Source organism: Microbacterium sp. LRZ72, assembly GCF_033792225.1.
Taxonomy (GTDB): domain Bacteria; phylum Actinomycetota; class Actinomycetes; order Actinomycetales; family Microbacteriaceae; genus Microbacterium.
In genome coordinates this window covers 1-21,186 of record NZ_JANGEX010000016.1, presented here as the reverse complement: position 1 = coordinate 21,186, position 21,186 = coordinate 1, and the positions used below count along the sequence as shown (strand labels likewise).

At 65.5% G+C, this 21,186-nt stretch carries 21 protein-coding genes and 1 tRNA gene; 16 read left to right on the top strand and 6 right to left on the bottom strand.

Annotation, left to right across the window (positions count from 1 at the left end; translation table 11 throughout):
• Nucleotides 1-12: 12 nt before the first annotated feature.
• Nucleotides 13-1,419 carry an MFS transporter gene (locus M4I32_RS13385; RefSeq protein WP_319034983.1) on the bottom strand — a complete coding sequence of 469 codons (1,407 nt, stop codon included), beginning with the start codon at nt 1,417-1,419 and terminating at the stop codon, nt 13-15.
• 220 nt (nt 1,420-1,639) lie between these two features.
• Here M4I32_RS13385 and M4I32_RS13380 point away from each other — a divergent pair, with 220 nt between their 5' ends.
• The 4 genes from M4I32_RS13380 to M4I32_RS13365 all read left to right on the top strand — a co-directional run bounded on the left by M4I32_RS13380 (nt 1,640) and on the right by M4I32_RS13365 (nt 4,527).
• Nucleotides 1,640-2,713, top strand: a complete 1,074-nt coding sequence (locus tag M4I32_RS13380; protein WP_319034982.1) for a hypothetical protein — start codon at nt 1,640-1,642, stop codon at nt 2,711-2,713.
• A gap of 67 nt (nt 2,714-2,780) precedes the next feature.
• Nucleotides 2,781-2,871, top strand: a tRNA-Ser gene (locus M4I32_RS13375).
• A gap of 343 nt (nt 2,872-3,214) precedes the next feature.
• A complete protein-coding gene (locus tag M4I32_RS13370) occupies nt 3,215-3,946 on the top strand; it encodes a ZIP family metal transporter (RefSeq protein WP_319034981.1) in 732 nt (243 codons plus the stop codon).
• Nucleotides 3,947-3,999: 53 nt separating this feature from the next.
• Entirely contained in the window at nt 4,000-4,527 is a 528-nt protein-coding gene (locus M4I32_RS13365; protein WP_319034980.1) for an isoprenylcysteine carboxylmethyltransferase family protein, read from the top strand.
• Nucleotides 4,528-4,749: 222 nt separating this feature from the next.
• Here M4I32_RS13365 and M4I32_RS13360 read toward each other — a convergent pair whose 3' ends face one another.
• Nucleotides 4,750-5,937 carry a tyrosine-type recombinase/integrase gene (locus M4I32_RS13360; RefSeq protein WP_319034979.1) on the bottom strand — a complete coding sequence of 396 codons (1,188 nt, stop codon included), beginning with the start codon at nt 5,935-5,937 and terminating at the stop codon, nt 4,750-4,752.
• Nucleotides 5,930-6,520: a hypothetical protein gene (locus tag M4I32_RS13355; protein ID WP_319034978.1), complete on the bottom strand. Its 591-nt coding sequence runs from the start codon at nt 6,518-6,520 to the stop codon at nt 5,930-5,932. The genes M4I32_RS13360 and M4I32_RS13355 overlap by 8 nt, the downstream gene beginning before the upstream one ends.
• 114 nt (nt 6,521-6,634) lie before the next feature.
• Between M4I32_RS13355 and M4I32_RS13350 the strand changes: the two genes are divergently transcribed.
• The 7 genes from M4I32_RS13350 to M4I32_RS13320 all read left to right on the top strand — a co-directional run bounded on the left by M4I32_RS13350 (nt 6,635) and on the right by M4I32_RS13320 (nt 10,061).
• Nucleotides 6,635-6,865 (top strand): hypothetical protein, encoded by a 231-nt coding sequence (locus M4I32_RS13350; protein WP_319034977.1) that lies wholly within the window; start codon nt 6,635-6,637, stop codon nt 6,863-6,865.
• A complete protein-coding gene (locus M4I32_RS13345) occupies nt 6,855-7,526 on the top strand; it encodes a ParA family protein (protein ID WP_319034976.1) in 672 nt (223 codons plus the stop codon). The genes M4I32_RS13350 and M4I32_RS13345 overlap by 11 nt, the downstream gene beginning before the upstream one ends.
• A complete protein-coding gene (locus M4I32_RS13340; RefSeq protein WP_319034975.1) occupies nt 7,523-7,894 on the top strand; it encodes a hypothetical protein in 372 nt (123 codons plus the stop codon). The genes M4I32_RS13345 and M4I32_RS13340 overlap by 4 nt, the downstream gene beginning before the upstream one ends.
• Entirely contained in the window at nt 7,894-8,220 is a 327-nt protein-coding gene (locus M4I32_RS13335) for a glutaredoxin family protein (protein ID WP_319034974.1), read from the top strand. The genes M4I32_RS13340 and M4I32_RS13335 overlap by 1 nt, the downstream gene beginning before the upstream one ends.
• Nucleotides 8,217-9,296 (top strand): hypothetical protein, encoded by a 1,080-nt coding sequence (locus M4I32_RS13330; RefSeq protein WP_319034973.1) that lies wholly within the window; start codon nt 8,217-8,219, stop codon nt 9,294-9,296. Before M4I32_RS13335 ends, M4I32_RS13330 begins: the two co-directional genes overlap by 4 nt.
• A 30-nt stretch (nt 9,297-9,326) precedes the next feature.
• Nucleotides 9,327-9,581, top strand: coding sequence for a hypothetical protein (locus tag M4I32_RS13325; RefSeq protein WP_319034972.1), 255 nt, complete (start codon nt 9,327-9,329; stop codon nt 9,579-9,581).
• 174 nt (nt 9,582-9,755) lie between these two features.
• Entirely contained in the window at nt 9,756-10,061 is a 306-nt protein-coding gene (locus tag M4I32_RS13320) for a GIY-YIG nuclease family protein (RefSeq protein WP_319034971.1), read from the top strand.
• Between the two features lie 294 nt (nt 10,062-10,355).
• On the opposite strand, the gene M4I32_RS13315 is transcribed toward M4I32_RS13320, so the two are convergent.
• Both M4I32_RS13315 and M4I32_RS13310 read right to left on the bottom strand, forming a co-directional pair.
• On the bottom strand, nt 10,356-11,342 hold the full coding sequence (locus M4I32_RS13315) for a zeta toxin family protein (protein ID WP_319034970.1): 987 nt from the start codon (nt 11,340-11,342) through the stop codon (nt 10,356-10,358).
• Nucleotides 11,343-11,345: 3 nt separating this feature from the next.
• Nucleotides 11,346-11,600, bottom strand: a complete 255-nt coding sequence (locus M4I32_RS13310) for a hypothetical protein (RefSeq protein WP_319034969.1) — start codon at nt 11,598-11,600, stop codon at nt 11,346-11,348.
• Between the two features lie 418 nt (nt 11,601-12,018).
• Here M4I32_RS13310 and M4I32_RS13305 point away from each other — a divergent pair, with 418 nt between their 5' ends.
• The 5 genes from M4I32_RS13305 to M4I32_RS13285 all read left to right on the top strand — a co-directional run bounded on the left by M4I32_RS13305 (nt 12,019) and on the right by M4I32_RS13285 (nt 20,195).
• Nucleotides 12,019-12,999 carry a hypothetical protein gene (locus tag M4I32_RS13305; protein ID WP_319034968.1) on the top strand — a complete coding sequence of 327 codons (981 nt, stop codon included), beginning with the start codon at nt 12,019-12,021 and terminating at the stop codon, nt 12,997-12,999.
• Complete coding sequence (locus tag M4I32_RS13300; RefSeq protein WP_319034967.1) at nt 12,977-13,765, top strand: hypothetical protein; 789 nt, start codon at nt 12,977-12,979, stop codon at nt 13,763-13,765. The genes M4I32_RS13305 and M4I32_RS13300 overlap by 23 nt, the downstream gene beginning before the upstream one ends.
• A 264-nt stretch (nt 13,766-14,029) precedes the next feature.
• Nucleotides 14,030-15,580 (top strand): class I SAM-dependent DNA methyltransferase, encoded by a 1,551-nt coding sequence (locus M4I32_RS13295; protein ID WP_319034966.1) that lies wholly within the window; start codon nt 14,030-14,032, stop codon nt 15,578-15,580.
• Nucleotides 15,577-16,854 (top strand): restriction endonuclease subunit S, encoded by a 1,278-nt coding sequence (locus tag M4I32_RS13290; RefSeq protein WP_319034965.1) that lies wholly within the window; start codon nt 15,577-15,579, stop codon nt 16,852-16,854. Before M4I32_RS13295 ends, M4I32_RS13290 begins: the two co-directional genes overlap by 4 nt.
• Nucleotides 16,851-20,195 carry a type I restriction endonuclease subunit R gene (locus tag M4I32_RS13285; RefSeq protein WP_319034964.1) on the top strand — a complete coding sequence of 1,115 codons (3,345 nt, stop codon included), beginning with the start codon at nt 16,851-16,853 and terminating at the stop codon, nt 20,193-20,195. The genes M4I32_RS13290 and M4I32_RS13285 overlap by 4 nt, the downstream gene beginning before the upstream one ends.
• 125 nt (nt 20,196-20,320) lie before the next feature.
• Here M4I32_RS13285 and M4I32_RS13280 read toward each other — a convergent pair whose 3' ends face one another.
• The gene (locus M4I32_RS13280; RefSeq protein ID WP_319034963.1) at nt 20,321-20,779 is read right to left on the bottom strand and encodes an ASCH domain-containing protein; all 459 of its coding nucleotides are present in this window, start codon (nt 20,777-20,779) and stop codon (nt 20,321-20,323) included.
• Nucleotides 20,780-21,186 lie beyond the last annotated feature (407 nt).

Here is a 21,186-nt window from a genome sequence, read left to right as displayed (position 1 = left end):
CAGGGTGCCCCGTCAGCCGGTAGGCCCGCCCCGTGCGGCGGAGGCGGGGGAGGACGATTCCTCCCGGCGCGGATTGCGGATGCCGAACAGCGAGACGACCCCGCCGATCGCCATGAGGGCGGCCGTGACGATCGCCGCGCGGTGGAAGCCGTCGAGGTCGAGGGCGCCGCCGAGGATGGCCGCGAGCATGGCGATCACCAGCAGGCCCGCCACCCGCGAGATCGCGTTGTTGGTCGCCGAGGCGATGCCGGAGCGCTCCGGTTCGATCGCGCCGAGGATGGCCGACGTGAGCGGCGAGACGGTGATCGCCAACCCGAGCCCGAACACGAGCAGGCCCGGGAGCACCTGCGTGAAGTAGTTGAAATCCTCGGCGACCGACAGCAGCAGCAGCGAGCCGCCGGCCATGATGAGAGGTCCCACCGTCATGAACAGCCGGGGCCCCCACTTGCCTGCAAGCGTCCCCGCCGCCGAGCTGAGCAGGATCATCATGATCGTGATCGGCAGCGCGGCGAGTCCCGCGAGCGTCGCGCTGAGCCCCGCGCCCTGCTGCAGATAGACCGCGACGACGAAGCCGTTCAGGGCGAGTGCGGCGTAGACGAAGGTGGTGGCGACGTTGCCGGTCCAGAAGTTGCGCGCGCGGAACAGATCCAGCGGCAGGATCGGTGAGCGGGTCGTGCGCTGGCGGAGCAGGAACAGGGTGAACAGCGTCAGGCCGAGCACGAGCGGGATCCAGATGCCCGGATGCTGCCAGCCGAGGTTCGGCTGCTCGATCAGGGCGAACACGGTGCCGCCGAGCCCCAGGGTGCACAGGGCCGCCCCGAGCCAGTCGATCGCGGCATCCGGCCGGCGCACCTCCCGCGCGTCGAGACGGACGAGCAGCCACAGCGTGATGCCGATGGGCACGACGTTGATGAGGAACGCCAGGCGCCACGAGAGCAGGTCGACGAAGAGCCCGCCGATGAGGGGGCCGGCCACCATGGCGCCGGTGGTCATCGCCGTCCAGATGCCGATCGCGCGTCCCTGCGCGGCGCCGCGGAAGGTCGAGGTAATGAGCGCGAGCGAGCTCGGCACGAGAAAGGCGCCGGCGGCGCCCTGCGCGGCGCGGGCGATGATCAGCACGAGCGGGTCTGGGGCCGCGGCGATGGCGATGGATGCCGCGGCGAAACCGATCAGCCCGATGCGCATCACGAGCACGCGGCCGTACGCATCGCTGACCGACCCCGCGAGCAGGATGAGCGCCCCGAGGGTGATGAGGTAGGCATCCACGACCCACTGCTGGGTGACGAGGCCGCCGCCGAGCTCGTCGCGGATGGCCGGAAGTGCCACGTTGACGATCGTGCCGTCGAGGAACGCGACGAACGACGCGAGCACCGCGATGGCCAGCACGAGCCGTTCGCGGCGGGTCAGGGGTGCACTCACCCGCCCAACCTAGTCGTGCACGCACTGCCCGGGGCCGTCGTTCGCTACGCGCCAGTGTTACCGGTCGTGTCGGGATGCTTGAGCTGCGCCGGACGCGGTGGCACGGTGGGGGTGTTCGCAGGCTGACGCGAAGCCTCGCGCCCCTCGGGGCACGGACTGCGACTTCCCACCATGCGCGGAAGTCGGCAGGCTTCCGCCCGAGTCCGAAGGCGAACACACCATGTCACAGCCGCACGGTACGCCGCAGCCGCAAGGTGCGCTCCTCGTGGGGAGCGTCAACTATCCGGATGCCGAGACCACCATCCGCGCCGCCGCCGAGCTGCTCGGCGGCGCGCTCAAGCGCATCCCCGACGGAGAGGTCGGCGATCGCTTCCACTGGATCCTCTTCCAACCCGACGTGCTGGCCCGGGCCGCCGGCATCGAGCGCGTCGGCGACGAGCCGATCAGGGTGCAGGGCCTCGACGCCCGGCCCCTGCGGGTCGCGGACGGGGTGGATGCCGCATCCATCCAGTTGCCGCCGCTGGGTTACGCCGCCGCGGCGATCGCGTCGTACGACGTGTTCGCCGGACTGCGTGAGCAGGGCGTCGTGCCCGCCGGTGTGCGCTTCCAGGTCTCGCTGCCGACGTCGGTCGCGGTCGTGGGCGCGTTCTTTCCGCCCGAGCAGCGCGCGGCGATCGAGCCGGTGTACCGCGCGGCGCTCTTCCGCGAGCTCGACGCGATCGCCGCGGCGATCCCGCACGACGACCTGGCGATCCAGTGGGACAACGCCGTGGAGTTCCAGATCATCGAGCAGGCGGACTACGCCGCGAGGGGCAAGGGGGCTGTCGAGCCATGGTGGGGTGAGGTCTGGTCCGGTCTCACCGCCCGCTCGGCCGAGCAGGCCGGGCGGGTGCCCGCCGACGTCGAGGTGGGGTTCCACCTCTGCTACGGGGATGCCGGCGAGAAGCACTTCGTCGAGCCGGTCGACACCGCGAACCTGGTGCGCTTCGCCAACGGGCTGTTCGCGGCATCCCCCCGCCCGATCGCCTGGCTGCACATGCCGGTGCCGATCGAGCGTGACGACGACGCGTACTTCGAGCCGCTGCGCGAGCTGGCGCTGCCTGCTGAGACCGAGCTCTACCTCGGCCTGGTCCATCGCGAGGACGGCGCCGAGGGCGCCTCGCGGCGCATCGCGACCGCCTCCCGCTTCGTCGATCGTTTCGGGGTCGCGACCGAGTGCGGCTGCGGCCGTGCGCCCGCGGACGCCACGGAGGGGCTGCTGCGCGCCCACGCGCAGGTGGCCGCACCCTGGTGAGGCGCCGGCAGAGCCGGTGAACGCCGGTGATTCGCGGCGCGGCCGGGAGTCGCGTAAACTCTTCGGCGGTGACGTGTCCGAGCGGCCGAAGGTGCAACTCTCGAAAAGTTGTGTAGGGTAACCCCCTACCGTGGGTTCAAATCCCACCGTCACCGCCAGCGTCGAAGCCCCGCGAACCCTTGGAAACACTGGGATCGCGGGGCTTCTCTCATTCCCGGGAGCCGTGAGTGAGTAAAGAACGAGTAAAACCGGTTTGCTCACGCCTCGCGGTCCGACCACGCGTACGGTGCGAGTCGTCTCGTAACCAACGGCGAGGACCCGAACTCGCGCAGTCACCTTGAAGGGAACGACACCCGGTGCGAGGCAGCGGGTGACGCAGTCGCCGCACGCTGCGTGACCCCGCAGGGGTCGGGGCGCTGGCAGACTCGCGAGTGACGAGGCCACACGCCAGTGGTCGAGAACCGCGAAGCTGTGCCTAACAGGAAGGGCGACCGATCGCTTATGACGGAGTTCCTGCTCGTTCTCGCGTTCGCGGCGCTACCCGCCGTAGGCAACCTTCTTGGTGGCTTCACCGCAGAGGTGTTCCGAGCTTCTGACCGCACCCTCAGCCTCGCGCTACACCTGGCCGCAGGTATTGTCCTCGCAGTGGTCGGGCTCGAACTCATGCCCGAGGCGTTGCAGGCCGGTCAGCCCTGGATCCCCATTGTGTCGTTCGCGGTTGGCGGCCTCGCCTTTCTCGGCGTCGAGCAAGGCATCAGATATGTGCGCGCACGATCCGGCAACAACGGCACGAACATGGGTCCGTCGGCAATTTTCGCCGGAGTCGCCCTGGACCTGTTCAGCGACGGCATCATGATCGGCACCGGTTCGATCCTCAACCCCGCCCTGGGTCTGCTCCTCGCGGTGGGGCAGGTTCCCGCTGATTTTCCGGAAGGATTCGCCGCGGCCGCGACACTGCGAAGCGCCGGCGTGGCGCGCAGGACGCGGATACTTATGTCGCTCAGCTTTGCTCTTCCGATTCTGCTCGGCGCCGCTCTCGGCTACTTCGCGCTTCGCGATGCCCCGGAGATCATCACGTTGTCGGTTCTTGCGCTGACGGGCGGAGTGCTCACCAGCGTCGTGGTCGAGGAGATGATTACCGAGGCTCACGAGACAAAGACCAGCCGTCTCGAACCGATCTTTCTCACCGCAGGGTTTGCACTGTTCGCCCTCATCTCCGCATACCTCGGATAGCCGGAATCCTGAGCAGTCGTCGTCGAGATGATGGAGGAGTAATGCCCCGACGGATGAAACTGATACAAACAATCACGTTATCGGTCAGTGCGCCGATTCTTCTTCGCCGGATGAAGCAGGAAATCCGATCGCAGGGCACGCTTTCGGGACCAACAGCCGCATGGATGTGGGCCACCTACGGCATCCACGCGGCGCTCCTTCTCGATGCATTCGCCACAGCAACCACGGCTCCACCTCTCGCAAAGCCGGTACGAGGGACGCTTCAAGCCCTGACCGTCGCGGGCATGTCGATGTGCCTCGCCGGTATGCGTCGCTTTGCCAGCCCTGCTCAGCTCAGCGGAACCGACGTGGGTGAACTGGTGACCGGCGGCATCTATCGCTATAACCGGAATCCGCAGTACCTCGGGGCCGTCGTGGCGTTGTTCGCGACGTCCGCTCTTCGCCGGTCCGTCAAGGGCGCTCTGCTGACAGGAGCACTCATGGCCGCATATCGGGTCTGGGTGCCCATAGAGGAGAATCACCTGCATCGACAGTTCGGCTCGGCGTATCGCAGGTATATGGCCGCACCCCACGATGGCTGAGGATTCGCGCGTGATTCCTCACAATCCAAGCCTGAGCCGACCGCTGCACGCCCATTCTCGGGCCGCTGAAGTTTCTCGTAACCTCTCGGTCTCATACCCCATGCCTTCCGAGACGATGCCGATTGCAGATAGCAGGAGGGTGCCAAGCCGAGTGTCGGGCTGCTCGGCTAGGGTTGCGAGCGATTCAGCGACCCTTAGGGGTGAATATCTCCCCCGCCGCTTTCACAGACCGAGGCCTCCAGGCTGGCGACCTGGCTCGATCGCCGCGTATGGGCTAGCGGTATCGGGGTACCGGACCGAGGTGTTCGGCGGTTCGGGGATTGTGATCGTTCGTGCGTCGCGCGCGCGGGTGAGGGCGCTGGCGACGTGGTCGAGGTCGTCGTCGAATAGGTCGGCGTACGTGTCGAGCGTCATCGCTGCGGACGCGTGCCCGAGCATCCGCTGGACCGCCTTCACGTTCGCGCCTGCGCTGATGGCGAGGCTGGCTGCGGTGTGGCGCAGATCGTGAGGGCTCACCTGCGGGAAGTCCGGGTCCTGCTTCATTGCCCGTCGGACGGCGCCTGCGAACCACCCGTTTTGTGAATTGGGTAGGGGCATGTGTGTCTGACCGTCGCCGAAGAGCAGGCTGTCGCCACGTTTGCCGATCATCTGGGCGCGCAGGAGAGGATCGATGAACGCCGGGTAGGGTACGGACCGATTCACGTGCGTCTTGGGTGTTCCGACGTGGACCGTGCCGTTGACCATCACCGCGTTCTCGCGGACGTGCACGCGTCCACGGTCGAGACTGACATCTCGCAGACGAAGCCCGCTGGCCTCACCCCATCGGAGGCCCGTGTACGCAAGGAAGTAGATCACCTCCGGGTGCGTTGACTGATCCGCCAGCTCGTCGACCTGCGAGTGGGTGAGGTATACGCGGTGCTTCGCGCGCTTTCGCGGTAGACGGATGTTGCGGGCAGGGTTGTCGGAGAGCCGTCGGTCTCGCAGCGCGATGTCGAGCACGGATGCCAGGATGCCGTGGGCGCGAATCACGGTCGTCGCACCCCGCTTGGCGCTCAGTTCGGTGATCCACGCCCGCACGTCGCTGTAACGGACCGCGGCGACCTGCACGCGGCCCCAGCGCGGCTCCACGTGCACCCTCCAGGTGGATTGAAGCGGGTGCAGGGACGAGGGTTTGAGCACGGCCGCCTGGTCCTGCAGCCAGGTCTCGGCGAGCTCCGCGATCGTGACTCGAGCGTCGGTGGGGTCGATGTACTGATTCGCAGAGATCGCGACCGTGACGCTTGCCAGGTACTCCTCGGCTGCGAACTTTGTGCGGAAGCCGCGCTTCGCCGCGTGAGTGCCGTCCGGCTTTTTGTAGCGGACGAGGTAACGCTTGCCTTCGGTGGTCTTGTACGCCAGTACGCTACCCATCCGCCTGTCGGCCGGGCGTGTAGCTCATTCCTTCGAGGCGACCGGCGGCGCGGGCTTTGTAGATCCAGTCCGCCGCGGTGCGGTGGGGGACACCGAGTTCGACTTGCACGGCTTTGACCGGGGGGAACCCGGCGAGGGCTGCGGTACCGTAGAGGATTTCGATGACGTCCATGCGTTCGGCTTTCATGCCGCGTTTGACGACGGCTTCGGCCATCCATTCGGGGATGATGCGCCCTTCGTTCGCAGTGAGATCAGCGACCGTGATCCACGGGGCGTCTGCGTCGTCGCTCATTTGCAGCGCAATGCACTGGGGGATCGCGGCTTGCAGGATCGCCTGGGTAACGACGCGCCGCATGGCCGGTTCGTCGAAGTCTTCCCGGGTGGCCCGGTTGACGACAGCCGTCATGACGTAACGGCCCGCCTCGGAGTAGTACTTCGCTTCGACGGCGGTTTCGATGCCGGTGTCGTCGTTTGTAGCGGTTGCGACGAACTGGGGCGCGATGCGCAGTGCGGACCCGACCGGCAGCGTCGCTGCTAGAGCGGTCATATTGTCGCCGTCGGGTGTCTTCACGTCGACCTTCACCTCCTCAGTTTGCCTTACCGCACTGCGGATTCACGAGAACCCCTTGACTAAGTGAATATCTAAGTACAACACTCTTGTCAATCCCACTGTTTGAAATGCAGGCGAGGTTCAGAGATGACAATGACAGCGAACCGGCCCGCGGTCGGGCTTCCCGAGGTGTATCTCACGCCCGCGCAGGTCGCAGAGCAACTCCCCGGCGTGACGGAGAACGCGCTCGCGATCTGGCGGCATCGACGACAGGGTCCACCGTTCTGTCGGCTCGGGCGCACCGTCGTCTACCCGCTGGAACCACTGACGCTGTGGGTTGCCAGCCACACCTTCCCCGGAGGCTCTCGTGAACGCTGACCAGTCTCTGCGGATCGTCGCGGTCGTGAACCAGAAGGGCGGGGTGGGTAAGACGACCGTTGCCATTCAGCTCGCGGCGACCCTGTCCCGTCGGCGTCGGGTGTTGGTGGTGGATGTGGACCCGCAGCAGTCCAGTGTCTGGTGGGCTGGCAACGCCCGCAGTGCCCTGCCGTTTGATTTCGCGGGCAGGCCAAACGTCCTCGTCCGGCTGCGTGAGCTGCACGCGACGTACGACGTCGTCCTGGTCGACACCCCCGGGTCGTTGGAGGACACCAAGCCCCTGGAGACGGTCCTGGATGAGGTGGACTTCGCGGTCGTCCCGCTCACTCCGGAGCCGCTCGCGGTCGAACCGACCATTCGGACGATCACGACGCTGATCGAACCGCGGCATGTTCGGCACGCCGTGGTGTTGAACCGGATCGATCCGCGCATCCCCGCCCAGTTGCCCACATGGCGGGCGCTCCTGGACTCCACCTGGGGCATCCCGCGCTTTGATACCCACCTGCGGCAGTACAAGACCCACGCGGATGCACCCGTTCTCGGGCGGGTCGTGACCACGCTTCGGGACAACCGGTCCACCGCGGGGGTCATCGCGGACGTCACCCGACTCGGCCATGAACTGTCCGGGATGCTCGAGCCCGCACCCGTGGGGAGCTGGTGAGTGCCATGCCCCGCATCGACCTCGCCGCGACCCTCACCGACACTCGAACCCGGGTCCACGCGGAGGACACGGACGCGTCCGCGCCGATGTTCGCGCGGCTGACCCGCAAGGAAGCACGCATGCGGGAAGACCAGTACGCCGCGCTCTCCGCCCTCGCACGAACACTGATGCGCCGACGCACCGTGCGAGCAGAACGCATCACCGAAAACACCCTCATCCGTGTCGCGATCGACCTGCTCCTCACCCACCAGCACCACCTGACCGGGTCCACCGAGGAAGCACTCCGACGCTCCGTGACCGCCGGACTTACAGACTCCAGCACGCCTGCTCACCGTGCGGGCCGGGGTGCGGCGGGGGAGGTGTCGTGATGGTCAGCGTCACCGTGTACACGACGGGGCCTGCGTGCGTGCAGTGCCGGCTCACCCGCCGACGCCTCGACGAAGCAGGCATCCGCCACAGCGAGATCGATCTCACCCTCGACGTCAACGCGGCGGCTCGTGACTACGTCACCGAGGACCTCGGCTACAGCCAAGCGCCCGTCGTCGTCGTCGACGGTGAGCCCGAACATCACTGGTCCGGGTTCCGCCCCGACCGCATCGACCACCTAGCCTCCCTCAACCAGCTATCGCGGAACGCACCGTACGGTCCCGGCGTCACGCTGGGGTCCGTCACCGCAGGGAGGGGCATGTCATGACCGACGACGAACGACGGCCGCGCGTGCCCCGGCGGCACCGCAGCAAGGAATCGCCTGCTCTGCAGGAGTGGAAGGACCAGCGTGAACGCGACGGCCTACCCATCCACGGACCCGAGTATCAGCGCGAGAAGGGCAAGTGGTATCGGAAGCTCACCCGGGACAGGCGGCGGGAGCTGCAGGCCGCGTACAAGGAGCGGAACCGGGAACACGCCCGCACGTACAACCGCGGGTACATGCGCGCCCAGGCGCAGCGCAAGCGCGCGGAGGAGGACAAGCGTGCGAGGCGTGCGGAGCGGTCCCGGCAGTACTACGCCGCGAACAAGGACAAGTGGGTCGGATACTCCCGCGCGTACGTCGCCCGACAACTAGAGGAGGACCCGGACGGGTTTCGCGAGCGGCGCCGCGCAAACAATGCGGCGGACTATCAGCGGCACCGCGAGGAACGACTGGCGGCGAAACGCGACGCGCATCGTGACAACCCCCAAGCCCGCCGGGCCGCCGCGCGGGACTACTACGAACGGCACAAGGACGAGGTGAAAGCGAAAAGCCGCGCCCGCTACCAGGCGAACAAGGATCGAGCAAAACAGGCGGCGGCTGCCTGGCGGCGACGGGAGAAGAACCGCCAACAGGGCGGGCTCCCCACCGAGCGCCTGCACCGCACCAGCAGTGCGGAACGCGCGAGGAACCTTGCCGCCGCGACCGCGTTCTTCACCACCCGGCGCACTCCGGAACAGATCGCGCGCCTGAAGGAGGAGTATGCGGTCAGCCCGGAGATGATCGCGGCCTGGGAACGGGACTGCCAGCGAGCCCGTGCCGACGTGTACCTCGCCGGTCAGGCGGCGGTCGGACACAAGTTCGTCGATCCCACGGATAAGGAAGTGTTCCGCCGGATTGCTCGGGAACGCGAGCAAGCCCGCAGGGACGCCGCACAGGCTGCGGAGGATGCCCGGCTGGATGAGATCGCTCGCAACATCAACGACAGCCTCCGCCACACACCGCGCCTCCCCAATCGCCGGCCAGACGCGACAGGCCCCCACGCCGGGCCCGCGACACCGGGGAGAGGCCTCGGACTGTGACACTGAAGCCAACCAGGAAGGCAGACCCCCATGCTTGACCGTGCAGACGCCGAAGCCGTCATCTACCGCACCGCCGTCGCCGCATTCACCTGGTACCCCACCAAACACCACGAAGAACCCGGCTACAGCATCCAAGAAGACATCGACTGGTGCATCGAACCCCTCGGCGACCTGTTCCTCCCACACCGCCGCGGTCTCAGCGACCGCATCCGCGAACTCATCACCGACCCCACCGCCGACCGCCGCACCTTCATCCGCGACGTCATGGCCCTCACGACCGACTGAACCGCGGCAGCGCGCTCACGCGACGTCCGACCTGGCCCGTAACCTGCCGGGGTGAGCGTGCGCCGGATGCCAGACCCGTGCTGGCTGTGCACCGCCACCCACGGTGCCCGCCACCACGGCCGGTGGGTGTGCGGGACGTGCGGGTGGCGGGCCGGGGATGTGATCGATCCCGATTTGCCGCGCCCAACGATCGAGGTCGTCTACTACCTCCGCTACGACAACCGGATCAAGATCGGCACCACCACCAACCCCCGACACCGCCTCGCCACCCTCTGGCACGACGAGCTGCTCGCCTTCGAACGCGGCGGCCGAAACGTCGAACAGCACCGTCACGACCAATTCAGCCACCTCCGCGAAGGCGGGGAATGGTTCACCGCCACTCCCGAACTCCTCGCACACACCCTCGAGGTCGCCGCGGGCCGAGACCCGTGGAACACCTACCTCCGCTGGCTCAGCGACGCCCTCCACGCACTCACATGATCGCGAACGCCGACTGGGCTTCCTGGGCCGTGAGAGTGTAGCGGGCCGGGTGTTGCTCCGTTCCGGGCTTTCGCGGCATCTGCTCCCTCGCTGCCGCTCGGTCCGCTATTCCACGACCCGGCACTACGCACCACCCGCCCCGCTGACCGCAGCCGGCTATCCCAGGACACCCGCATACCGAACCAACCACCCGCAAACTATCGGACTCCCGAAGTTCGGAACTTCGGACCTCACAGAGTCACTGACGGCCGAAGAGCCTGAGTCCCGAAGTCACCGGTACCTGCAGCTCCCGGGTCATCGAGACACGCCCCCGCGGTCAGGGCCGGCGGGACCGACCACCGGACCCGCTGCGTCGACGGTCTCGGTCGGCGCCGACGTCCGGCGCAGCTCGACCAGTCGGGTAGCGATGCTCCGCTTCTGGACGGCAAGCACATCGGAACCCTCGAAAGACGGCAGGTGCGGGGTCACCTCCCGGAGCGCGAGCTCATGCAACTCAACGAGAGCCTCGAGCACCTCTCGGTCGGGGCGTCGCAACGACTGTGCGAACTCGCTTACGCGGCGAAGTTCGCCCAACCATTCCACCGTGTCCATCGTCGACGGCGTTGCAGACTGCGCGTCGAGAAGCGCCTCAACCCCGCTCCCGCCCTGGTCGGGCACCGGCGTCTCGCTGTCGAAGACCGTGCTTCCGCGACGGTCTAGCACCACGAGCCGACTGTCGGGAGCGCTGGTCTCGACCGCGGTGGCGACCGCCCGCGTCGCGCGAAAGCCTGCCTGGTGTTCTTGCGCGTCCGTGAACTGCGATGCACGACCCGCTTGGATGCGTGACAGGTGCGTCGACGCCAACGTCAGGAGGCTCTCGCGCGCCGGCACACCGACTATAAACACCCGCGTCCGAAACCCGTGCCCGGCGAACAGTCGGAGGGTTCCGGTAACAGCATCCGGGTTCTCAAACGATCCCTTCAGCAGCACCGACCGTCGATGATCCCGCGCATACGCGATGCAGGCACCCACCCACTGCGCCGCCGCAGTCGCCAGCTCACCCTCACCGTCAGCAGTGCCGGCCAGATCCGTGTATCGCGGATGGAAGGCACGCAACTCATCACCACTCACGACGTCGAGACGATGCTGCGCTGCGGCTTGGATACGCGATATCGCCTGCGCGCGACCCGACCCGGGCTGGCCAGACAGGATCACAAGCTCAGGCTCGATTTCCTCGGCGTCGGCGAAAACGAGCGGGCGGATGTCGCGGTCGAAGATCCGGTCGATCTCATCGGAGGGCATCACTTATGTACCCCGCCGTGCTTCATCGAGCTCCGACTGCAGCTCGGCGATCGCGCCAGCAATCGCCTCCCCGTCGTAGCCGTCAACGGCCTGGACGAGCGAGCGCAACTCACGAACTCGCGCGGCAGCTTCTTCCGCGGACATGCGGCCGGTCCGAGATTGCGCAACGAGTGTAGCGATCGACTGATGGGCCACCTCGTTGAGCGCGTCGAATGCGGGGGCATCCCGTAAACGCCACGGCGAGAAATCAACGCGCATTTGCCCTCCTTCCGGAAGGTTATCGGCTGGGCGACGAGGTTCGAAGTCAGTCACCTGCCGATGTTGCACATCCGTTGCGCTGCGTGTGGCGCTTTCGCGCGTAGTCTCGGCCCTCCGCCGCGCTCCGGTCCTGCGGTACTCCTCGGTCTCCACACTCCGCGCGGCGGAGGTGCTGGGTAGCTGGGAGCGCCGGGGGTGAGAAGAACTGACGTTCACGCGGGGGATCTTTACGCGGGCGCGAGCGGGGACGTCAGTGAGCTTGCGTCCCCGCACTGACGAGCGAGGTTGCAGACCTGTTCCCGATCGCTGCACCTAAACGTTTGACGGTGGTCGCACGAACACGGAGCAGAGGCGTGCCGCCCCGGCGTCTCCCAAGCTGGACGCCTACGTTAGTCCTTGGGACGGCGGAGGGTACGCGATGGGCGATAGTCGGGTGAATTGGTCTCGCCTGGATGAGGAAAGCTTTAACTCTCTGGCGGAAAGTCTGCTCGTCCGCGAATACAGCACGGATGGGCAGACAGCGATGGCAGTCGACGGTCGAGGAGGCGACGGCGGGATCGACATAGATGTGCGCGCGAAACAAACCGGCCAGCTCATCAACATCTTCCAACTGAAGTACTTCCCGGAAGGCTTCTCAGGGGGCCACGTGAAGCGCCGCGACCAGATCAAGCGCTCGTTCAATGAGGCGATGAAGCACGACCCACCGGTCTGGACGCTGGTCGTGCACAGAAAGGTGGCAGTCCAGGAGCGCAAGGCCGTGCGAGCAATGCGGAGAGGTCGGAGTGTCGCGGTGCGCTTCGTCACCCCGACGGAGATGGATCTCCTGCTCGCGAAGCATCCAGATATTGAGGAGCGGTTCACAACGGATCGCGCTCTCGAATTGCTCACTGCAGTTCATCGCCCAGAAGCGGCGTTGGCAAGGCCGAGTGATCTCCAATCCGAGGTTCGTCGACTCTCAGACCGCCTACACGGACGTAGCGAGTACTGGGGAACGTCCTTCGCCCTGGCTGACGACGGCACCTATCTCGAGACCTATTTCGCAAAGCGTCGGGATTCTGCAGAGCGAGAACCACTCGGGCTGAATCTCACGCTCGGGTTTACAGTGGACGATGTCGATCTGCAGACCCAGCTGGAGGCGGCTATGAAGTTCGGCATCACACAACCGGTCCGCCTGCACGCGCGTGTAGTCCGGTCATTCGAAAAGACAGGGCCCGAATGGTTCCGGGAGAAACTCGCTGACATTGAGATTCAGCTACGCCCCGAGGAAGAGGCGCACGAGCCAAGGTTGATCCGTGTCGAGTTGCGCGACGCAGCTGGGCGACCCTTGGTAAGCCTCCGCGGCAAAAACGGTGGCGTCAGCACGCGGCTACGGGGGCATGACCTTCGATGCGGCGCTTGAAGGGGGGATGACCCAGCGCTGCACCCTGCCATCAAAACAGGATGAGTCCGGCAACGTCACGTTCACCACAAACTTCATTGGTTCGACGGCTCGGGAGATCCGACGCGTTCTGCGCTTCATCGCCGCGGGTAGCGAGGCGACAACTCTCTCCTTGTCCTTCGATGCGCTTGCTCCGATCCTTCTGACCTTTCCTGGCGCCCTGGACCTGACACCTGATGTTCGCTTCATCGCCTTCATCGAAGACCTCTGCTTCCTCGAGCATCATTTCGACGTTCCGCTGCGCCTGGCCTCTGACTTGGACAGCACAGACGTGGTATCGGCTCGCGTCATGCGACTGCTCGTGGAGGGATACGCGGTAGCGCACCCGAACGACGGCACCTTCGGGGGCACGCTTGACGGCAGTATGGACGAGGGCTTGCGGCTCCTGCTCACCGAAGGCCGTGCGTTCGTCGCAACGTATGACGGCTTCGGTATCCAGATGTTCGGCGAGCTGCTAGAAATCCCGGACATCGCCTATTACAGCCATCACGCGGTCGTCGATGACGCAGCGGCCATCCTGCAAGCGCTCGTGGACGGCAACGGGGCTGACAGGAAGATCGCCCTCCGACCGATCGACGGACTTCCTTGGGTCATCTACTCGCCGACGCGACTGCAGGGTGCGGATCGGGAGAAGGTAATCACTCAGCCGTGGAATATTACGGGCATCCCGGAAGACGCCGGTTACGACAGACTGCCCAATCGCGCCAAGGACGAATCCCCCGACTGAGGCGGGGTCGACAGTTCTGATTCCGGAACGAGCGAGTTTGGACGACTACGACGCCCATAGCCGGTCCCTAATCGCGACGCTTTTAGAGGATCCGTTGCGGACGGTGCCCGAATCGGGGACCGCTTCGGGCGACCGATTCGGATCCCCCTACGGGCATTGTCCGGAAGCGGGACCGCTGCGTGCGGCAACGCGACGTGCGAATGCGATCGACTAGCCGGCGTCGTCCGCTCGTCGTGCGTCGGCGTCGGTCGGTAGCCTTCAGGGGTGAGAACCACCGACTTGGAGAAAGTGCGAGCCACGCTCTGGGCCGCCGCCGATGAACTGCGCGCGAACTCGAAGCTGACGCCGGTGCAGTATCGCGACCCCGTGCTGGGGTTGGTATTCCTCGCGTATGCGGAGAACCGTTTCGAGGAGGTGCGCGGCGAGGTCGAGTCGAATCGCAGCGCGCGCAACCCTGCCCAGCCCGCCGACTACAAAGCGAAGTCGGTGCTCTACGTCCCGGACGAGTCGCGGCTCTCGCACATCGTCAATCGGCCCGAGGGCGACGACATCGGAAAAGCGGTCGATGAGGCGATCAAGGCGATCGAGGCGGCGAATCCAGAGCTGAAGGACATCCTCCCGCGCGGCTACCAGAAGCTTGAGCGTGCGACCCTCATCGAGCTACTACGGCTGTTCGCCCCGCTGCCGACTCAACTCTCCGGCGACGCGTTCGGGTTCATCTACGAGGACTTCCTCTCGAACTTCGCCGCCCAGGAGGGGAAGGGCGGCGGCGAGTACTTCACCCCGTACTCGATCGTCCGGCTCATCGTCGAGATCCTCGAACCGTTCCAGGGCCGGGTTTTCGACCCCGCGTGCGGGTCGGGCGGCATGTTCGTGCAATGCGGGAAGTTCGTCGAGCGGCACCACGAGTCCGCCACCCACAAGCTGTCGATCTACGGCGCGGAGAAGACGGATGACACCGTGCCGCTGGCGAAGATGAACCTCGCCCTGCATGGCCTGTCCGGTGAGATCCGACAGGCCAACAGCTACTACGAAGACCCGCACAAGGCGGTGGGCGCGTTCGACTACGTGATGGCTAACCCGCCGTTCAATGTCGACAAGGTCAAGAAGGAACAGCTCGCCGGCGACAAGCGGTTCCCGTTCGGAATGCCCAAGGCCGACAACGCGAACTACCTGTGGATCCAGCAGTTCTACTCCGCCCTCACAGACACAGGCCGGGCCGGGTTCGTCATGGCCAACTCGGCGGGGGATGCCGGGCACTCCGAGAAGGAGATCCGCAAGCAGCTCGTCAAGACCGGCGCGGTTGACGTCATGGTCGCGATCAGCTCGAACTTCTTCTATACCGTCACCCTGCCGGTCACGCTCTGGTTCCTCGACAAGGCCAAGTCGGGCACGCCCCGCGAAGACACGGTGCTGTTTATCGACGCCCGGCACATCTTCCGCCAGATCGACCGTGCCCACCGAGACTTCCTGCCCGAGCAGATCGAGTACCTCGCCAACATCGTTCGCCTATACCGCGGTGAGGACGTAGAGACCCACGCGGGCAGCGGCGCGCTGATTGCCGGAAACTTCTCCGACGGCAAGTACGCGGATGTCGCGGGCCTGTGCAAGGTCGCAACCCGCGCCGAGATTGAGGCCCAGGGCTGGAGCCTGAACCCCGGCCGCTACATCGGGACCGCCGCCATAGACGACGACGAGGAGGACTTCGCGATCAAGCTGGAGTCGCTGTTCGAGGAGTTCACCCGCTTGAGTGACGAGGCCGCGGAACTGCGGACCAGGGTGGATGCCGCGATCACCGGGATCCTCGACGCATGAGTGATTGGCCGACGACGACGTTGGGCGAGCTGATCCATGTGAAGCATGGCTATGCCTTCAAGGGCGAGCACTTCGCGGAGACCGGTGACAAGCTCGTACTGAAGCCTGGAAACTTCCCAGTCGGCGGCGGAATCAAGCTTCGTCCCGGTAAAGACGACTACTACGCCGGCATCTACCCGCCCGAGTTTGAACTTGAGCCTGGTGACATGCTTGTCGTCATGACAGACCTCACGCAGGCTGCTCCGATCCTCGGGTCGCCGGCGTTTGTTCCGAGCGAGCCGGTCATGCTTCACAATCAGCGGCTCGGTCTGGTTCAGATCAAGCCAGGTGCGCAGGTCGATGAACGCTTCCTCTACTACTCGATGCTCTCCGAGTCAGCCCGAGCTCAGGTCCGCGCCACGGCGACTGGCGCAACGGTTCGGCACACAGCGCCGGAACGCCTCTACCGCGTACGGATTGGTTTCCCTGACCTTCGGGTGCAGCAATCGGTCGGTGAGTTTCTCGGAGCTCTTGACGGGTTGATCGACAACAATCGGCGGCGGGTTCGGGTGCTGGAGGAGATGGCGCGGGCGATCTACCGGGAGTGGTTCGTGAACTTTCGCTACCCCGGATACGAGTCTGTCCAGCTCGTCGATTCTGCGGTTGGCCTCATCCCCGAGGGGTGGAACGTCAGAGCTGCGTCCGAGGCTGTGGAGATAAACCCCTCAATCAAGCTGAACAGGACGGTCGAGCACCCATTCATCGCAATGGGCGATGTGAGCGAAACGAGCATGGTCTGCTTGCCGAGCGAGACCCGCTCGGGTGGGTCAGGCGCTCGCTTCGCGAATGGCGACACGCTGCTCGCACGCATCAATCCTTCATTGCAGAACGGAAAGACCGGGTTCGTGCAGTGCCTCGAAGACGGCGAGGTGGGACTTGGCTCGACGGAGTTCATCGTCATGCGCGGAAGGCAGATAGGTCGAGCATTCACATACTGCTTGGCGAGGCAGGAGGCGTTCCGCCACAACGCCATCGCGAGCATGGTCGGTGCCAGTGGTCGGCAGCGCGTGCGGAATGAGTGCTTCGACACCTACTTCCTCGCCGTTCCGCCCCAGTACGTTGCCCAATCGTTCGAAGCCGCCGCTGCTCCAATGTTCGCCCAGGTCGACCTTCTGCATCGGCAGGCGACAAACCTCGGCGCGGTGCGGGACCTGCTGCTTCCGCGTTTGGTGACGGGCCAGATCGACGTGACATCACTCAACTTCGATCGTGTGCTGGAGGACGCGGTCGCATGATGGCGGCGCACGGACCGGAGGCCATGTTCGTAGAGGAGCCGAGCATGCAACTCCTCGCCGAGCTGGGCTGGTCTCGTGTTGACGCATGGCAGGAGACGCTCGGTGGAAACGGCACGCTGGGCCGCGACTCGCAGCACGAGGTATTCCTCACCCATCGCCTGCGCGCCGCGATCCGCCGGCTGAACCCGGCCGACGCGCCGGACGCGGCGATCGACGAGGCGGTCGAGGCTGTGACGAAGGACCGCTCGGTGATGGATAGGGTGCGGGCGAATCGCGAGGTGTACGACCTGCTCCGCGATGGCTATCGGGCCGAGTGGGTCGACGAGATCGGCGACAAGCGCATCGAGCTGCTCCGGTACCTCGATCTGGCGGGCCCGTCGGCGAACGATCTGCTGGCGGTGCAGCAGATGTGGGTGAAGGGAAGCCTGCACAGCCGACGCCTGGATGTGGCGCTGTTCGTCAACGGCATCCCGCTGGTACTCATGGAGTTCAAACACCCGAACGAGGACGTCAAGAAGGGCTTCGACGACAACGTCACAGATTATCGTGACACGATCCCGCAGCTGTTCGTCCCGAACCTGTTCGTGCTCGTCTCCAACGGCAGCAAGGCGAAGGTCGGGTCGACGTATTCCCCGTGGGAGTTCTTCGGCGACTGGAAGGTCACCGACGCGAAGGGCGCCCGCGGGAAGATCGCGCTGGAGACGGCGCTGCGCGGACCGTGCGATCCGGCGGTGCTGCTCGACCTGTTCGAGAACTTCGTCGCATACATGGAACGCCCCGGCGGTCTGATCAAGGTGATAGCCCGCTCACACCAGTACTACGGGGTGAACGCCGCGATAGAGAACCTTCAACGTGCGCGGGCCTCGCAGGACAAGCGACTCGGGGTGTTCTGGCACACGCAGGGGTCGGGCAAGAGCCTGTCGATGCTGTGGTTCACGCAGAAGGTGCTGCGGCAGGTGCCGGGCAAGTGGACGTTCGTGATGGTCACTGACCGGAAAGAACTCGACGCCCAGTTGCACGGCGAGTTCGCTGACGCTGGGGCGATCCCCGCCGGGGCGCAGGTGCACGCCGAGTCGATCGTGGGCCTGCGCACGCTGCTCGCTGCGAATCATCGGTACGTGTTCACGCTGATCCAGAAGTTCCAGCCCGCAGTGGACGAGCGGGAGATGCCGGTGCTTTCGACTCGGTCCGACATCATCGTCATCACCGACGAGGCCCACCGCTCCCAGTACGACACTCTCGCGTTGAACATGCGGCGGGCGCTGCCCGCTGCATCCATGATGGGGTTCACCGGTACCCCCCTGATCGCCGCGGAGGAGCAGGCAACCCGGGCGCAGTTCGGCGAATACGTGTCGGTTTACAACTTCCGTGATGCGATCGAAGACGGCTCGACGGTGCCGCTGCACTACGAGAACCGCATCCCCGAACTGCAGTTGATCAACCCCGACTTCGCCGACGAGCTGGAAGTCATCCTCAACGACGCCGAGATCGACGACGAGGCCGAGGGCGCGCTGGTCAAAGCGCTGGGCAACCAATACGTGCTGCTGACCCGGCCGGAGCGTCTGCAGGCGATCGCTGCCGACCTGGTGCGTCACTTCGTGGGCCGCGGGTTCAGCGGCAAGGCGATGTACGTGGGTCTGGACAAGGCTGCCGCCGTGCGGATGTACGACCTCGTCCAGGAGGCATGGGCTGCGCATCTGGCGGAGTTGAAGCTTCAGCATGACGCACTGCCGGAGCTGGAGCGCCCGTGGTTGGCGTCGCGGATCGCACTCATGGAGTCGACCGACATGGCCGTGGTCGTTTCGCAGAGCCAGAACGAGCTGAAGATGCTCGACGACCAAGGTTTGGACATCCGTCCCCATCGGGCGCGGATGATCCGCGAGGACCTCGCCGAGAAGTTCAAGGACCCCGAAGATGCGTTGCGAATCGTATTCGTGTGTGCGATGTGGATGACTGGGTTCGACGCGCCGAGCGTGTCCACGGTGTACCTCGACCGGCCGATGCGGAACCACACCCTCATGCAGACCATCGCGCGCGCCAACCGGGTGTTCCCTGAGAAGGACAACGGCCTCATCGTCGACTATGTCGGCGTGTTCCGGAACCTCGAGAACGCCCTCGCTATTTACGGGGCAGCCTCCGCAGGCGAGCCGCCGATCGAGATCATCGACGCCCTCGCCGGTGAACTCGACACCGCCGTCGCCGCGCTGATCACGTTCTGCACCGGCGCCGGTGTAGACCTCATCGCGATGCGCGACGCGACCGGCTTCGATCACATCGCCAAGCGCGACGCGGCCGTCGAGGCGCTGCTCGTAGACGACGAGACGTGGAATGACTTCCTCGTGCGGGCGCGCCTCATTCGGCGGCTCTTCAAAGCGCTGCTCCCAAATCCGAAGGCTGCGGCCCAGCAGCGCTCCGTCGCCGCGATCCGGGTGCTCGCGGAGCGCATCACCGATGTCACCAAGCCTCCGCAGCCCGACATCAGCGGCGTCGTCGACGCCGTGGACGCTCTCTTGGACCGCTCGGTCGGGGCGGAGGAGTACGTCATCCGGGCCGCCGCCGAGGGGGTCACCCCGGACCCGTTGCTCGATCTGTCGCAGATCGACTTCGAAGGACTGGCCCGCAAGCTTGCGGGACGCAAGCGTGCCGAGACCGACCGGCTCGCTCAGCTCCTTCTCGCGCGCGCTGTCAGCGCGGCGATACGCAACCCGACTCGCTACGAGCTTGTCGAGCGGATCGAGCAGCTCATCGCCGACTACAACGCTGGCAGCGTCAACATCGACGAATACCTCAAACGGCTCATCGAGATGACCCACACCCTCACCCACGAGGAAGAACGCGCCGTCCGAGAGGGCATGACCGAGGAGGAACTGGCGATCTTCGACCTGCTCACCCAGCCCGACCCGGTCCTCACCCAGGAGGAACAGCAGCGAGTGAAGGCCAGCGCGAAGTCTCTGCTGGAGCACCTCCACGACAAGCTCGTCCAGGACTGGCGGCGCAAGGTCGATGTCATGAGCGACGTCGACAGTACGATCCGATCCGTGCTCGACGCGGGCCTCCCCGACCCGTACACCGTCGATATCTTCCAGACCAAGGTGCAGCTCGTCTACGACCACGTGCTCTCGGCATACGGCGACAACGGCGAGAGCGCATACACAATGAAGGTCGACTTCACCGGCCCACGCGACACGGCAGTCGAATACAACGGCGCCATAGATGTCAACCGGGTCGCGGACGACGTCGTGCGGCGCATCCTGGCCGATTCGACCTTCGCCGCGAAGGTGGCCCAGCAACTGCAGGCCGCCACGGGACCCGCATCTGAGGGGCGTCCACCTGGTCGTTGAGTTCAAGATGAACCGTCGGGAGCGGACTCGTCGGAGTCATGTGGCCGCATCCCCTTGCGGGCATTGCGCGTAGGCGGGGCGCTCCCGCGCAATCCGGATCGGGCGGGATACGCGTGAGAACCCTGCTATGCGCCAGCCACTGAGCACGACAGAGCGTTTGCTTCCCGCCCGCGTAGTGCCTCAAGGATTCCGATGTGTTCGTCTGTCAGATACCGGAAGCTTTGGGGCGGTTCGATTGCTAGGCCCAGACGTAGGTCGCGCAGAGACACCGGATGGTTCCAGCGGCTGGCGTTGTTGATGCGCAGAATCGCGGCCGCTTCGAGATCCGAGAGGTAGTCGCCGAGCGCCGCCTTCTCGATCTCGATTTGATCCCGGTACAGATTCCAGACTCGATCCGCGCTGGGGCGGTCGATCGCGTCAAGCTGCGCGGTGCCCAGAACCGCCCTATCGGGCGTGCTCGAATATAGATAGAGCGTCGTTCCGGGAGGCTGGTGCGGGAATCTGCGGCGGACTTCCGCGGTCTTGGTGCCAGCCAAGATCGCGTGGGCATATCGGGGTCGCACCGACAGTAGGACGGCGGTCATCGAGCTCCAAGCTGCTGTCGTCGGAGGATGCTGTCAAAGAACCGCGGGTCTACGCGACGTATCGACATCAGCGGGTGCCTCACGTCGTGGTTCCTCATCAGCTCCTCCAACTCTTGCCCGCCCACTGGGTGTTCCAAGATTTCAGTGTCCTCGAACCGTACGACAGTCACTATCCCATCGCGGGAAGCTGCGCCCTCGATGTGTCGGAGCGTGAAGACACCGACATGCGCGTTTGCTCGATGGGCTTCTACGGCGGGCGTGCGGGTGACTTCCAAAGTTCGCGAATGTGCCATCACTTTGCGAACGGTCCCGCTGTGGTCGCTTGTGACATGTCCCGCGTCAAGTACTTGGCAGGATTTCTTCTCTTTCGAAGTTGGGGATGGTGGGGTCGGCCAGGCCCGTGTGCA